12 protein-coding genes are annotated in these 13,807 nt (G+C 63.6%); 6 read left to right on the top strand and 6 right to left on the bottom strand.

Going from position 1 to position 13,807, the window contains the following annotated elements; translation table 11 throughout:
- Both JJ959_RS06330 and JJ959_RS06325 read right to left on the bottom strand, forming a co-directional pair.
- A complete protein-coding gene (locus JJ959_RS06330) occupies window positions 1–339 on the bottom strand; it encodes an AzlD domain-containing protein (protein WP_292881005.1) in 339 nt (112 codons plus the stop codon).
- Complete coding sequence (locus tag JJ959_RS06325; RefSeq protein ID WP_292881002.1) at window positions 336–1,061, bottom strand: AzlC family ABC transporter permease; 726 nt, start codon at window positions 1,059–1,061, stop codon at window positions 336–338. The genes JJ959_RS06330 and JJ959_RS06325 overlap by 4 nt, the downstream gene beginning before the upstream one ends.
- A gap of 349 nt (window positions 1,062–1,410) precedes the next feature.
- Between JJ959_RS06325 and JJ959_RS06320 the strand changes: the two genes are divergently transcribed.
- The gene (locus tag JJ959_RS06320) at window positions 1,411–3,270 is read left to right on the top strand and encodes an ABC transporter ATP-binding protein (RefSeq protein WP_292880999.1); all 1,860 of its coding nucleotides are present in this window, start codon (window positions 1,411–1,413) and stop codon (window positions 3,268–3,270) included.
- Window positions 3,271–3,427: 157 nt separating this feature from the next.
- Here JJ959_RS06320 and JJ959_RS06315 read toward each other — a convergent pair whose 3' ends face one another.
- From JJ959_RS06315 to JJ959_RS06305, 3 genes are all read right to left on the bottom strand, one after another.
- Window positions 3,428–4,321 (bottom strand): ABC transporter permease, encoded by an 894-nt coding sequence (locus JJ959_RS06315; RefSeq protein WP_292880997.1) that lies wholly within the window; start codon window positions 4,319–4,321, stop codon window positions 3,428–3,430.
- A gap of 14 nt (window positions 4,322–4,335) precedes the next feature.
- Window positions 4,336–5,307: an ABC transporter permease gene (locus JJ959_RS06310; protein WP_292880994.1), complete on the bottom strand. Its 972-nt coding sequence runs from the start codon at window positions 5,305–5,307 to the stop codon at window positions 4,336–4,338.
- An 83-nt stretch (window positions 5,308–5,390) separates the two neighbouring features.
- On the bottom strand, window positions 5,391–7,031 hold the full coding sequence (locus JJ959_RS06305) for an ABC transporter substrate-binding protein (protein WP_292880991.1): 1,641 nt from the start codon (window positions 7,029–7,031) through the stop codon (window positions 5,391–5,393).
- 299 nt (window positions 7,032–7,330) lie between these two features.
- Between JJ959_RS06305 and JJ959_RS06300 the strand changes: the two genes are divergently transcribed.
- From JJ959_RS06300 to JJ959_RS06280, 5 genes are all read left to right on the top strand, one after another.
- Window positions 7,331–8,032, top strand: a complete 702-nt coding sequence (locus JJ959_RS06300) for a haloacid dehalogenase type II (RefSeq protein ID WP_292880989.1) — start codon at window positions 7,331–7,333, stop codon at window positions 8,030–8,032.
- 23 nt (window positions 8,033–8,055) lie between these two features.
- A complete protein-coding gene (locus tag JJ959_RS06295; RefSeq protein ID WP_292880987.1) occupies window positions 8,056–9,426 on the top strand; it encodes an MmgE/PrpD family protein in 1,371 nt (456 codons plus the stop codon).
- Between the two features lie 119 nt (window positions 9,427–9,545).
- On the top strand, window positions 9,546–10,703 hold the full coding sequence (locus tag JJ959_RS06290) for an acyl-CoA dehydrogenase (protein WP_292880986.1): 1,158 nt from the start codon (window positions 9,546–9,548) through the stop codon (window positions 10,701–10,703).
- Between the two features lie 72 nt (window positions 10,704–10,775).
- Window positions 10,776–11,702: a helix-turn-helix domain-containing GNAT family N-acetyltransferase gene (locus JJ959_RS06285; RefSeq protein ID WP_292880983.1), complete on the top strand. Its 927-nt coding sequence runs from the start codon at window positions 10,776–10,778 to the stop codon at window positions 11,700–11,702.
- A gap of 108 nt (window positions 11,703–11,810) precedes the next feature.
- Window positions 11,811–12,683: a DMT family transporter gene (locus tag JJ959_RS06280; RefSeq protein ID WP_292880980.1), complete on the top strand. Its 873-nt coding sequence runs from the start codon at window positions 11,811–11,813 to the stop codon at window positions 12,681–12,683.
- Here the strand turns inward: JJ959_RS06280 and JJ959_RS06275 are convergent.
- Window positions 12,680–13,807: a PrpF domain-containing protein gene (locus JJ959_RS06275; protein ID WP_292880977.1), complete on the bottom strand. Its 1,128-nt coding sequence runs from the start codon at window positions 13,805–13,807 to the stop codon at window positions 12,680–12,682. The two genes, JJ959_RS06280 and JJ959_RS06275, sit on opposite strands and share 4 nt — an antisense overlap.

Genomic DNA, 13,807 nt, shown 5'->3' with positions numbered 1-13,807 from the left:
TCAGACCGGGAGAAGGGCGAGCCCGCCGGCGAAACTCGCGGCGCCCGCGGCGGCGGCGAGCAGCAGGTTCCGCCGGGCGAGGAAATAGACTGCGAAACCGATCGCGACCGCGCCGAGGCGAAGGGCAAGCGGGGTTTCCGCGAGCTCGCCCGTCGGCAGCACGGCCATGCGGCTGATCAGCCCGGCGACGGTGGCATAGGAGACGCAGGCGATCCAGCGGAAGAGCGCGCCCTCGGTATCGATCTTCGAGGCGAGCACGGCGCCGAGCGCGCGCCAGAGGAAGGTGACCGACGCCGCAAGGAGGACGAGGGCGAGGGGTGTGATGGCAGTGCCGCTCATCGCCGCCTCCCGAGCAGGGCATAGGCGAACGTGCCGCCGATCACGCCGGTCAGCAGCACGCCGTAATTCGGCTCCAGCGCATGAAGCGGCGGGCCGAGCACCGCGCCCGTCGCGACCGCGAGAATGACCAGCCGGTCGCGAGTCTGCGCGAAGAGCAGCGACAGAAAGACCACGTTCAGGAAAACCAGGGTCAGCCGCGCGATCTCCGGCATGTCGGCGGAGAGCCAGTAGCCGGCGAGCGTCCCGATGCAGCCGAAGGTTATGCAAAGTGTTGCGACCGGCCAGTAATAGGCCATGGCTGAGGCGACCGGCATGCGCTGGGAGGCGGCCATGCCCATCGGCCAGGTCGAGGCGGACATGAGGTGCGCGATCAGCAACTGGCGCGGCAAATCCGGCGTCGCGCCGCGCAGCGTGCCGACCAGGATGGTCGCCATGGGGAAGAAGCGCACGCTCGCCATCGAGACGGCGAGCAGGATGACGAAGAGGTCGGCCCCGGAGGCGCGGAGGTCCGCCATGGCCACCTGGCCCGGCATGGCCCAGACCAGGAGGGTCGAAAGGAAGGCCTCGAAGGCGGAGAAACCGTTGGCGTGGGCCATGGAGCCGAAGCCGAGCATGGTCGAGAAAACGACGATGGACGGCACGGCGAGCCCGTGGCGAATACCTTCGTTGAATGCCGCGCGGCGGTCCGGCCCGGGGCCGGACGCCTTTGTCCCCGCCTTCATGTCTTCCTGGGTCCTTAAATGATCGGAACCCGAAACCTGCCAGATCATGCCCGGCCATGGCTACGAAAAGCCTACGTCGCAAAGCGCAGGCGTGGGACCGTGTGGTCTGCGTGACAGAAAGTCCCGGGAAAGCATCCGTCTATCGAGAAGTAATGCGGAGCTTTCGCACGTTTGGCGTTAAAGCGCGGAAGCCGATTGGCGGCCCGGGTTCCGGCAAGCGAAATTTGGCATATTGCGTCTGGATTCAATGCGGAAAAGCGGACACACTCCCCGGCTTGAATAGGGGTGCAATAAGAAAAACACTTCAAAAGCACCGGCATCTGACGAGCGAGCCAGGGAGGCCGTATAAATGCATCAGGACCGACTGATCGAAGTGAACGATCTTCGGGTACATTTTCCGCTGGACGATCAGACCGTTAAGGCGGTCGACGGGGTTTCCTGGCATATCGATCGGGGCGAGACCCTGGCCGTGGTCGGGGAATCCGGATCCGGCAAGTCCGTGACCGCGATGACGCTGATGCGGCTGACCGACTATGCAGGCGGCCAGATCGTTTCCGGAGACATCAACTTCCGGCGCAAGAACGGCGAAGTCATCGATATCGCGACCTCCTCGCAGAGCGTGATGCGCGATATCCGCGGCAACGACATTTCGATGATCTTCCAGGAGCCGATGACCTCGCTGAACCCGGTGTTCACGATCGGCTTCCAGATCGCCGAGACGATCATGCTGCACCAGGGCAAGAGCGAGCAGGAAGCGCTCGATATGGCGCTCGAGATGCTGAAGCTGGTGCGCATTCCGGAGCCGGAAAAGCAGCTTACCCAGTATCCGCACCAGCTCTCCGGCGGCATGCGCCAGCGCGTCATGATCGCCATGGCGCTCGCCTGCCGGCCGAGCCTGCTGATCGCGGACGAGCCGACCACCGCGCTCGACGTGACGATCCAGGCGCAGATCCTCGATCTGATCAAGATGCTGCAGCAGGAAATCGGCATGTCGGTCATGTTCATCACCCACGACATGGGTGTTGTGGCCGAGGTGGCGGACCGGGTCGTCGTGATGCTGAAGGGCGAGAAGGTCGAGGAAGGCCCGGCCGAGCAGATCTTCCATCACCCGCAGCATCCCTACACCAAGGCGCTCCTCGCCGCGGTGCCGAAGCTCGGCTCCATGAAAGGCAAGACCTTCCCGGCCAAGTTCGCGAATGTGGACGTGAAGCGGGCCGAGGGCGACGTTGTCAAGGAAGGCGCCAGCGCCGAGGCGACGCTCGAGGAAATGCAGGACACGGTCCGGCACGACGCGGCGCCGCTGCTGAAGGTCGAGGGCCTGACCACGCGATTCGACATCCGCAAGGGGATGTTCGGTGCGGCGACGGCCCGGGTTCATGCGGTCGAAGGAGTCTCCTTCGAGCTGCAACCGGGCGAGACCCTGGCGCTGGTCGGCGAGTCCGGCTGCGGCAAGTCGACCACCGGCCGCTCGATCATCAAGCTGGTTGAGCCGAACCGCGGCAGCATCAAGTTCGAGGGCACCGAGCTCATGGGGCTCGATCCGAAGAAAATGCGTCCGCTCCGCCGCGACATGCAGATGATCTTCCAGGATCCGTTCGCGTCCCTGAATCCGCGCATGACGGCCGGCGCCACGATCGCCGAACCGATGGTCGTGCACGGTCTCGCCAAGGGCAAGGAAGCGGACGAGCGGGTGGTTGAGCTGCTGCGCCGCGTCGGTCTCGATGCCGAGCACGCCGAGCGCTATCCGCATGAATTCTCCGGCGGCCAGCGTCAGCGGCTCTGTATCGCCCGTGCCCTCGGCCTCGGGCCGAAGCTGATCATTGCCGACGAGGCGGTTTCGGCCCTGGACGTGTCGATCCAGGCGCAGGTGGTGAACCTGATGATGGATCTGCAGGAGGAATTCGGCCTCGCCTATCTCTTCATCAGCCACGACATGGCGGTCGTGGAGCGCGTCAGCCACCGGGTCGCGGTGATGTATCTTGGCGAGATCGTCGAGATCGGGCCTCGGGCCGCGGTGTTCGAGAACGCCCAGCATCCTTACACCAAGAAGCTGATGTCGGCCGTGCCGGTCGCGGATCCGTCCCGCCGCAAGCGGGAACTCAACCTGATGACGGACGAGATCCCGAGCCCGCTGAAGCCGATGGGCTACGAGCCGCCGAAGCGGGAATACCGCCAGGTCGGCGAAGGGCATTTCGTGCTGGAGAACTGAGCGGCCTCTCGCTCGGTGCATCACTGATTGGAAAACGGCGCCCGGAGGCGCCGTTTTTCTTTCCCGTGACAAGGTTCTGCACCGCAGGTGCCCCTCTGTCGCGAGCCAATAAAAAACCCCGCCGAATGGCGGGGTTTCTTGTTTCGATGTTTGGCGCTTACCGGGTCCGCAGCTTCGGATCCAGCATGTCGCGGACAGCGTCGCCGAAGAGGTTGAAGCCGAACACCGCGATCGTGATCGCAAGCCCCGGCCAGACCGGAACCCACGGCGCGCTTTCGGCATATTCCTCCGCACCGCCCTGCAGCATCAGGCCCCAGGCCGGGGTCGGCTCCTGAACCCCGAGGCCGAGATAGGAGAGGGAAGCCTCGAGCAGGATGGCCTCGCCGAGGAAGGCCGTCAGCATGATCAGGAACGGCGCCACCACGTTCGGGGCGATATGCTTCATGATGATCCGGAAATGGCCGTAACCGATCGACCTTGCGGCGTCGATATAGGGCATTTCGCGAACCGCCAGCGCGCTCGATCGGACGACGCGGGCGCATCTCGGAATGAACGGGATGGTGATGGCGATGATCACCTTGTCCGTTCCCGTCCCGAAGATTGAGACGATGGCCAGCGCCATGATGATCAGCGGGAAGGCCATGAACACATCGATGATGCGCTGCATGACAAGATCCAGCCAGCCGCCGAAATAAGCGCTCGCAACGCCAAGCACCAGCCCGCCGAACGCCCCGATGATGGCGCAGGCAAACCCGACGAAGAGTGCGGTCCGGGCGCCGTAGACGATCCGGGAGAACAGGTCGCGTCCAAACTGATCGGTGCCGAGCAGGAAGTCGAGGCTCGGCGGAACCAGCATGTATTCGAAGCTGTTTGCCTCCGGATCGTAGGGGGCGATGAACTCTGCGAAGAGCGCCATCATCAGCATGACGATGATGACGACGGCTCCGCCCGCGCCGAGCGGCTGACGCCGCACGAGACGGCTGAGATGGTCCCAGACCGTCTTGCGCCGGAAGCCGGTGTTTGTCTCGGGGCTCACGTCCATAGTGGTCATGTCTCAAATCTCCCCTAGCTGTACCGGATGCGCGGATCGAGCCACGCATAGGCGACGTCGACGAGAAAGTTCATGACGACGAAGATCACCACCACCAGCATCACCAGCGCCTGGGTCATGGTGAAGTCCGATTGCGTCACGGACTCGACGAAGAGCTTGCCGATGCCGTTCAGGTTGAAGACCTGCTCCGTCACCACCAGACCTCCCATCAGAAAGGCGAATTCCATGCCGATGATCGTGACCACCGGAAGCATGGCGTTCTTCAGCGCGTGCTTGTTGATGATGATCTTCTCGACCAGGCCCTTAGCGCGAGCGGTCCGGACGTAATCCTCGCCGAGAACCTCAAGCATCGCCGACCGGGTCATGCGGGTGGCGACCGCCGAATAGCGGTATCCGGTCGCCAGGGCCGGCCAGATCAGCTGTGAGAGGTTATGCATCGGGTCTTCCCAGATCGGCACGTAATGAATGGGTGGCATCCAGGGACGACCAAGTAATTCCTGCGTGGTGATCAAGAGGCCCAGGATGATGAGAATGCCGAGCCAGAAGGACGGCATGGCGATGCCGGCGATGCTGAAGCCGCGGACGACGTAATCCGTCATCGTGTTCTGCTTCGCGGCGGAAATGACGCCGAGCGGAATGGCGATGACGATCGAGGTGAGGGTCGCCATGATCGCGATCTGCAGGGAGAGCTGGAACCTGATCCCGATCTCATGTTCGACGGATCGGCCGGTCCACATGGACGTGCCGAGGTCGAATGTCAGGAACCCCGCGATGTAATCCACGAACTGGACGTAGATCGGCTCTGACAGGCCAAGCCGTTCCTGGCACTGCTTGATTTGCTCCGGGTCTGCGTACGATCCCTCGCCGCCGAACTTGATCAGGCAGATATCGCCCGGGACAAGCCGCAGCAGAAGGAATACGAGAATGGCTGCGCCGAGAAGTGTGGGCAGCAGCATGAGCATGCGTTTGACGATGTATCCGTACATGCCGTCCGTCGATTCCGATATTTAGCTGGTAAAGGAAGGCCGCCCCGCACCGGGGCGGGGCGGCCAAGTTCATTTATCCGGGATCAGCCGCCGAGCTGACGTTTCTTCTCGGCCTGATCGATCCAGATATTGTCCAGAGCCTGGTTCAGATAGTGGCTCGGCGCGATCTTCCAGCCCTTCACGTAGGAACGGTGCGGGTTGATCTTGTACCACCACAGGGTGATGAACTGGGAGGCCAGATCATCCAGAACCCGCTTCTCGTACTTGCGCATGAGTTCACGCTGCTTGGCTTCGTCGCCTTCGGCCAGCATCTCGTCATACCATTTCACCAGCTGCTCGTCCTGGAAGTAGGCGTAGTTTGCGCCCGATCCCGGGAGGAACTTGGAGATGTCGGCGATCGGGTTGATGATCGACTGGCAGTTGAAGTCGAGCGAGATCGTGAAGTCCTTCTTGGACCGCAGGGTCGCATAGAACGGAGTGGAGGGCTGGACCCACTGGTCCGCCTCGACGCCGATCTTCTTCCACTGGTCGATCAGCCAGGTGCCGACAACCTTGTACGGCTGGTCGACGCCGCGGTTGTGCAGGGTGATCTTCAGGTTCTCGTGACCGGCTTCCTTGAGCAGACGCTTCGCTTCCGCCCGGTTCGCCTCGATATCGTTGCCGTAGCCGGCGAGCTGCGACAGCTCTTCCTCGGTCGCCGCAAGCGGGTGGCCCGGGAAGACGATACCGCCGACCGTCTTCACGATCGCGATCTTGGAGAGGTACTGCGAGCCGCCCTTGCGGTCGATGGCGAGGGACAGGGCACGGCGAACCCGCGCATCGTCCATCGGCTTGACCTCATGGTTCGGCGTCACGATCAGGACGCAGTTCCAGTCGCTTTCCTGCACGGTGATCTGGTCACCGAGGGCCGCGACAAGGTCGTCACGCGCTTTCGGCGGGAAGCCGCGGAACTCGATATCGGCCTGGCCGCCGCGGATCGCCTGCAGGCGAACCGACATCTTCGGGGCCGCGATGGCGGTAAAGCCGTCGAGATAGGGCTGACCCTTGTGATGGTAGCCTTCGTACTTGACGCCCTTCACGTGGCTGCCAGGAACGTATTCGGCGAACTTGAAGGCGCCGGAGCCGTTCACGTTTTTCTGGTGCCAGGTGTAGCCGTGCGTATCCAGGTCCTTCTTCGCGTAGATGAAGTTGAACGGCATGGCGACGGACGGCAGGAACGTGCCGCTCGGATTTTTCAGCTTGAACTCGACCGTGTAATCGTCCGGCGTGGTGATCGATTCAACCATGCGGAAGTAGGCGACGCGGTTCGACGCGATGCCTTCCGGCGGGAAGACGATCTTGTCGAAGGTTGCCTTGACATCATGCGCGGTGAGCGGCGTGCCGTCATGGAACTTGATGTCATTCCGAATCTTGAAGGTGTACTTCGTGCCGCCTTCGGTCGGCTTCGGAACGGCACCCTCGCAGACATCGCAGACAAAGTCGGTCGGCGACGAGGGATTGTCCGGATTGACCCGGATCAGCACGCTGTAGAACGGCCGGATCGGATGGATCATGCCGAAAGTGGACTCGATATGCGCGTCGAAAGACGGGATGTTCGAGCCGACCACCATGCGCAATTCGTCACCGTATTGCGGTGTTTCGGCCTTCGCGGCGGCGGGGCCGAAGAGGGCCGCGACACCGATGGCCAGCGCAGTGGTGGCGGTAGACCGCCAAAGCTTCTTCATGGACGTAACTCCTTCCCTACATACGGAAATTCTTGTTGAGAGGCGCGGTTTGTCACGCGCAGCAACGCTTCTTCGCATAGCGAAGAAGAGACTCTTGCCATTTGGGAGCGTTGCCTGACGTTCCTCCGTTCGCCTACCCTTTCGTCGGTCTGCTAACCGTTGTTTCCCGGTCTTCCAGCCGTACGAACTGTATACCATTGTCCCGGCTTTCGATTTCCGGTCAAGAAATCTGTGCAACTGGGCGGAGGCTTTTCCGGAGTACGGGAACGCAACAATAATTCGGGGAGGAGGAACGGCTCATGGTGAAAGCGCTTTTTTTCGACGTCTTCGGGACCGTGGTCGATTGGCGCAACAGCATCGCCGCCGAAGTTGACCGGCTCTCAGATGCGAAGGGGCTCGGGATCGACGGTCAGGCCTTCGCGCTGGCCTGGCGCCGGCGCTACCAGCCGGCCATGAAGGTGATCCGGTCCGGCGATCGCGGTTTCGTCGCGCTCGATACGCTGCACCGGGAAAACCTTCTGGAGGTGCTGGAGGAGTTCGGTGTGGACAGCCTCAGCGAGGCGGAAATCGATGAGCTTAACCGCGCCTGGCATCGCCTCTCTCCCTGGCCGGACAGCGTGCCGGGACTGACGCGGCTGAAGAAGAAATTCATCATCGCCACCATGTCCAACGGCAATGTCGCGCTCATGGTCAACATGGCGAAGAACGGCGGATTGCCGTGGGACATGATTCTCGGTGCTGAAATTTCGCAGACCTACAAGCCGCAGCCGGAGACCTACCTGACCGGCTGCCGTCTGCTGCATCTGGCGCCCGAGGAGTGCATGATGGTCGCCGCGCATAATGACGATCTGGTCGCCGCGCGAAATCTCGGCCTGAAGACGGCCTTCATCGCGCGGCCGACGGAATACGGACCGGAGCAGACGGTCGATTTCAAGGCCGAACACGCGTTCGACGTGATCGCGGAGTCCATGGAAGGTGTCGCCGATCAGCTCGGATGCTGATCGAGGAATAGGGAGGACGGGAAATGGCCGAGAAGAGCCCCATCGAGATTTTTGCCGATTTTATCGCCGGCCTGGACAATACAGAGATCCCCGAGGGCGCGCGTCATCATGCCCGGCGCTGCGTGCTCGACTGGTTCGCCGCCGCCGTGCCGGGGGGCGTTCTGGCGCCTGCGACGCTTCTTGAGAATGCGATTGCCGAGGACCTCGACCGCGGACGCTCCAGAATCGTTCCCTCCGGCCGCCATGCGACGGCGCGGGCGGCCGCGTTGATCAACGGTGCGGCCTCGCACACTGTCGAGTTCGACGATATTTACCGGGACGGGCTGTTCCATCCGGGTGTGGTCGTGATCCCGGCGGCGCTTGCGCTTGCCGAGGACAAGGGCGTTTCCGGCGATGATTTTCTGCGCGCGGTGATCGCGGGCTACGAGACCGCCAATCGGATCGCCGCCGCGGTCAATCCGGCGCATTACGATTTCTGGCACACCACTGCGACCGTCGGATTCTTCGGCGCCGCAGCGGCCTCTTCGGCGATTCTTGGGCTGAGCGCGGCGCAGACGGCGCATGCGCTGGCCAGTGCCGGCACCATGGCGGCAGGGCTGCAGCAGGCCTTCCGGGCTGAGGCGATGAGCAAGCCGCTGCATGCCGGCCGGGCGGCCGAAGGCGGCGTGCTCGCGGCGCTCATGGCGGAAGCCGGAGTGACGGGGGCGCTGGACATTCTCGACGGCGCGGCCGGGTTCGGCGCCGCGATGAGCCGGGACGTCGACTGGACGGAAGCGGTTGCCGGTCTCGGCACGGACTGGACCATCGAGCGGACGACACAGAAGAACCATGCCGCCTGCGGTCATGTCCACGCCGCTGTGGACGCGGCGCGGGAGATCGTCGCCGCAAACTGCCTCGCGGCCGCGGATATCGCACGCATCGAGGTTGGGTCCTATGCGAAGTCGCTGGAGATCTGCGGGAACGCGGATCCGAAGACGGCGTTCGAGGCGAAGTTCTCGCTGCCCTATTGCGTCGGCGCGGCGATTGCGACCGGCGCGGTCCGGATCGCCGCCTTCACGCCCGAGACGCTCGCCAATCCCGACATCCGCGCCTTGGCGGCGAAGGTCGTGCATTCGGTCGACCCGGATTGCGAGGCGGCATTCCCAAAGAAGCGGTCCGCCCGCGTGATGATCGAGACGGTGGACGGACGTCGCTTCAGCCACTACGCGCCGACGCGAAAGGGCGATCCCGACGCGCCGCTGAGCGATGCCGAGCTCGACGCCAAGTTCATGGAGCTGACGGCGGAAGTCCTCGGTTCCGAAAGTGACAATCTGCGAAAGGCGATCTGGGGCCTCGAAAAGATGCGCACGCTTGCCGAACTGCCGGTCGCCGTCCCGGCGCGCAAAGCCGGATAGGGCCGGCTTCGGTCGCAATCTTTCCCAAGTGGACTCCGCATCTTGACGGAAAGCGCTGTTGAGCCGCCGGCGCCCGGATGGGACAGTCGCCGATCAATAAGAACCACCGGGAGGCGGACTTGGACTTCAGTTTGAGCGAGGAGCAGCGGCTCTTCCAGGATGCGGTGCGCGGCTTCGCGGAACGTCATCTTCGCGACCGTGCGCTTGCCCGGGCGCACGAGGACGGCTTCCCCTTCGAGATTGCCAAGCTGATGGCCGAACAGGGCCTGATGGGCATCACCTTCTCCGAAGAGGATGGCGGTCAGGGCGGCACGGTGATGGATGCGGTGCTTGCGATCCAGGCGGTCGCCGAAGTCTGCCCGCGCAGCGCCGACGTCATCCAGGCCGGGAATTTCGGCCCGATCCGTACCTTTGCCGAATATGCGACGCCGTTGCAGAAGGAAAAGTGGCTGACCCGCCTGCTCGCCGGAGAGATCGCGATCTCGCTCGGCATGAGCGAGCCGGAAGCGGGCTCCGCGGCGACCGAACTCGTGACCTCGGCGACCCCCGACGGAGACGGTTTCCGGGTCAATGGCAGCAAGGTCTTCTCCACCCACAGCCCTGAGGCGGAGATCTTCCTGATCTATGTCCGCTACGGTCCCGGTGTCGATGGCATCGGATCGGTGATTCTCGAGCGCGGGCAGGAAGGGTTCACCTTCGGAGAGCCGGTGCGCTATGTCGGCGGCGAACACTGGTGCCAGCTCTATTTCGATAATGTCTATGTCCCGGCGGAGAACGTGCTCCTCGGCGAGGGCGGGTTCCGCAAGCAGATCTCGGCCTTCAACGTGGAGCGGATCGGCAACTCCGCCCGCGCGCTCGCCTTCGGCCGGCATGCCTTCGAGATCGCGAAGGAACACGCCCTCACGCGCAAGCAGTTCGGCCGCGAGCTGGCCGATTTCCAGGGTATCCAGTGGAAGTTCGCGGAAGCCGCAGCGCAGATGGAGGCGGCGCAGCTCATGCTCTACAAGGTCGCGACGGAAGCGACCGACCGGCTTCCGTCCGCCTACGACACGGCGATCACCAAGCTGCTCTGTAATGAAGCAGGCTTCCGCGCCGCCAACGACGCCATGCAGGTGCTGGGCGCGCTCGGCTATACCGAGGAGAGCCTGGTCGAATATTGCTGGCGCCGGACCCGTGGCTGGCAGATCGCCGGCGGCAGTCTCGAGATGATGAAGAACCGCATCGCCGAGGGTGTCTTCGGGCGCCGCTTCTCGCAACGACCTCCAAAGGCAAGGTGATTGCTGTTAGCAATTAATTGATTGCCGAAAGCAATTGATTGCGTCACCGTGAGGACCTCAAAGGAGGTTCGCATGGTGGAACTGCGTCAGGATCCGGTCGAAGCGGTTCGGCATTTCAGCCGCTTCTTCACCGGTAAGGTCGGGGTGCTGAAGGAGCGTCTGCTGGACAGCGATTTCACCCCGCCCGAAGCCCGTGTGATCTTCGAACTCGGGCATCACGACGGCATGACGGCGCGCGATCTGGCGGAGTTGCTTGGCCTCGATCCTGGCTATCTCAGTCGGCTGCTCGGCGGACTGAAGCGAAAAGGACTGGTCTCGCACCGTGTCTCGGAGCGAGACCGGCGCCGGCAACTGCTGTCCCTGACCGAAAGCGGCGTGGCGGCGCTCGAAACCCTCGAGGCGCGATCGAGGGCCGAGATCGGCGAAGTGCTGGAACCTCTCCCGCCGGCGAAGCAGCGTGACCTCGTCGACAGTCTGCAGGCGGCCGAACGGCTTCTCCGCGGCATGGCGTCTCCTTCCGTTCCGGTCATACGGCCGCATCGCATCGGCGAGCTTTCCTGGATCCTCTCGCGGCAGGCCACGCTCTATGCCGAGGAATACGGATGGGACGGCGCTTTCGAGCTGACCCTTCTGAAGATCGGACGAGAATTCCTCGAGAGCTACAATCCGGATGATGACTGTCTCTGGATCGCGGAGCATGAAGGACGGATCGCCGGATCGGCCGCCGTGGTCCGGGATGGAGACACGACGGCGAGGCTCAGGATCGTCTATGTCGAGCCTTGGGCGCGCGGTCTCGGGCTCGGGCACAAGCTGGTCGGCGCCTGCATCGACTTCGCCCGGAACCGCGGATATGGCGATATGGTGCTCTCCACCTTCAGTGTGTTGACGGCGGCGCGCCGGGTCTACCAGGCGGCGGGGTTCTCGCTTGAACGGAGCGAGGATATGGAGATCTACGGACAGGCGCTTACCGAGCAGCATTGGCGGCGCGATCTGGCATAGCACCCGTGCCGCGATCGGCGCTTTCGCGATACTTATTCTTGCTTGAAAATCAGTCGGTCGGGGCGCTCTGTCGGCCCGCATCTCCATCTCTTGCCGACTGGTCGACCGATGACTGAATACGTCCCGCCGCTGCTGGCGCTCTTTGCGGCCTTCATGTTCGCCGTCGGCGGTCAGTTCCAGAATCTCGGGGTCCAGACCCTGGATTCGCGGACCGGCGCGGCAATATCGATCACGTTCTCCGCTCTGATGTACTGGGTCGTCGCGCCAATCTTCATGGACTGGTCCCACTGGCTGCACCCGGCGGTCTTGATCTTCGCCGCGGTCGGTCTTTTCCGGCCGGCGCTCTCGGCAAACCTCTCGGTCATCGGAATCCGCTATCTCGGCCCCACATTGGCCTCGACACTGGCCTCGACCTCGCCGCTCTGGGGGCTGGCGCTCGGTATCTTCCTGCTCGGGGAACATCTGACGCCGGCGACTGCGCTCGGAACGGCGGGGATCGTCGCGGGCGTGTTCATGCTGTCCCGGCGGGGAAAGCTGAGCACGCATTCCTGGCCGCTCTGGGCCCTGCTGTTTCCGCTGGGCGCGGCTATGCTCAGGGCCTTGGCGCATGTGCTTTCCAAGGTCGGAATGGAGTTCATCCCCGATTCCTATTTCGCCACGCTGGTCGGATTCACCGTTTCTGCGTTCATCGCCACCGGTGCGCGATTCGTGAAGAAAGTCGATGCGCCGTTCGTCTGGAATGCGCCGGGGCCGAGACACTTCGCTCTCGCCGGGCTTGCATTCGGCTTTGCGGTGGTCTGCCTCAATCAGGCACTTCTACTCGGCGAGGTCGTGACCGTCGTGCCGATCATCGCCGCAGCGCCGATCTTCAGCATGATGCTCAGTCTGGCAATCTTCCGCCGCGAGGTGCTGACCGTGAAGATTGCCGTTGCTGTCCTGATCGTCTGTGCTTCGGTGGCTTTGATCGCCTTCTACCGCTAGGACGGCAGGACGACCTCTCCGGTCATCAGCAGCCGCGCCGTCCGAATCACCGTGACGGAGCGGACCGTCGGCGCACCGTCGAGGCTGACATCGGTTCCGATGGGAAGAATGCCCGAGGGATTGGCGAGCCGCACGTCGCCATCGGCCTGCCGCGCGAGATCTGCCGGAACGGTGCCGGGAATGCGGCTGGCGACGGCGGAGCACATGGCTCCCGTCAGCGGCAGGACCCGGTGGACGTTCTCCATCGAGAGCATCCGGACAGCGAGGTCGGCGGCGGCCGGATCGATCGCATTGCCGGCGAGATCCTTTGCGGGAAGAGGCGCGCCGACGATCGCGATCTTCGGGACTGCCGACGGCGCCGCGCTTTCGTCCTCCGCGAGGCCCATCAGGACCGCGGCCTTGCGGCGCAGATCCTCCAGAAGGGTCATCAGGGCGGTGTCGCTCTCCAGCTCCCGGATCATCTCGTTTCCCGTCCGGCCGAAAGCAGCCGCATCGACAAAGACGCAGGGATTGCCGACATCGAGCAGGGTTGCTTCGAAGGCGCGACCGTCCTCGGCCACGATCCGGTCTTTGAGATTGCCGCTGGGGAAGAGGCGGCCGGTCCCGGCGCCGGCGGGATCGAGAAACTCCAGGCGGATCGGCGCACCGGAGCCGGAGACGCCCGGAATGGCGAAGGTGCCGGTCTCGACCGCGCGCCCGCCCGAAACCTCGAAATGGGCGATCAGGACCTTGTTTGTGTTGGTGTTGAAAATGCGGACGGAGGCCGGTCCGTCCTCGAGCCGGATCAGTCCGCGTTCGAGCGCGAAAGGCGCCACTGCGGAGGAGAGATTGCCGCAGTTCGAGCTGTAATCGACCAGAGCCTCGCCGACCGCGACCTGGGCGAAGGTGAAATCGAGATCGGCCTCTTCGCGCAGGCTCGCCGAAATCACGGCGGCTTTCGAGAGCGAGGAGACGCCGCCGCCCATGCCGTTCAATTGCCGGCCATAGGGATCCGGACTGCCGATAACCGAGAGGAAAAGAGGATCCCATTCGGCATGCGCCGCCGGGAGCTCGGCCGCCGTAAAGAACACGCCCTTGCTGGAACCGCCGCGCATGAAACAGGCCGGGATCCTGATGCTGGGCAT

The sequence above is a fragment of the Nisaea sp. genome, from assembly GCF_017640745.1.
GTDB lineage: Bacteria > Pseudomonadota > Alphaproteobacteria > Thalassobaculales > Thalassobaculaceae > Nisaea.
The sequence above is the reverse complement of the archived record's forward strand: the minus strand, read 5'-3'. Positions and strand labels throughout refer to the sequence as shown.

Bases quoted from the DNA above. Each gene is read 5' to 3' on its own strand.
- JJ959_RS06275 (WP_292880977.1), bottom strand. From the start codon at position 13,807: ATGCCCAGCATCAGGATCCCGGCCTGTTTCATGCGCGGCGGTTCCAGC.
- JJ959_RS06315 (WP_292880997.1), bottom strand. From the start codon at position 4,321: ATGACCACTATGGACGTGAGCCCCGAGACAAACACCGGCTTCCGGCGC.
- JJ959_RS06320 (WP_292880999.1), top strand. From the start codon at position 1,411: ATGCATCAGGACCGACTGATCGAAGTGAACGATCTTCGGGTACATTTT.
- JJ959_RS06280 (WP_292880980.1), top strand. From the start codon at position 11,811: ATGACTGAATACGTCCCGCCGCTGCTGGCGCTCTTTGCGGCCTTCATG.
- JJ959_RS06305 (WP_292880991.1), bottom strand. From the start codon at position 7,031: ATGAAGAAGCTTTGGCGGTCTACCGCCACCACTGCGCTGGCCATCGGT.
- JJ959_RS06285 (WP_292880983.1), top strand. From the start codon at position 10,776: ATGGTGGAACTGCGTCAGGATCCGGTCGAAGCGGTTCGGCATTTCAGC.
- JJ959_RS06330 (WP_292881005.1), bottom strand. From the start codon at position 339: ATGAGCGGCACTGCCATCACACCCCTCGCCCTCGTCCTCCTTGCGGCG.
- JJ959_RS06310 (WP_292880994.1), bottom strand. From the start codon at position 5,307: ATGTACGGATACATCGTCAAACGCATGCTCATGCTGCTGCCCACACTT.
- JJ959_RS06295 (WP_292880987.1), top strand. From the start codon at position 8,056: ATGGCCGAGAAGAGCCCCATCGAGATTTTTGCCGATTTTATCGCCGGC.
- JJ959_RS06325 (WP_292881002.1), bottom strand. From the start codon at position 1,061: ATGAAGGCGGGGACAAAGGCGTCCGGCCCCGGGCCGGACCGCCGCGCG.
- JJ959_RS06300 (WP_292880989.1), top strand. From the start codon at position 7,331: ATGGTGAAAGCGCTTTTTTTCGACGTCTTCGGGACCGTGGTCGATTGG.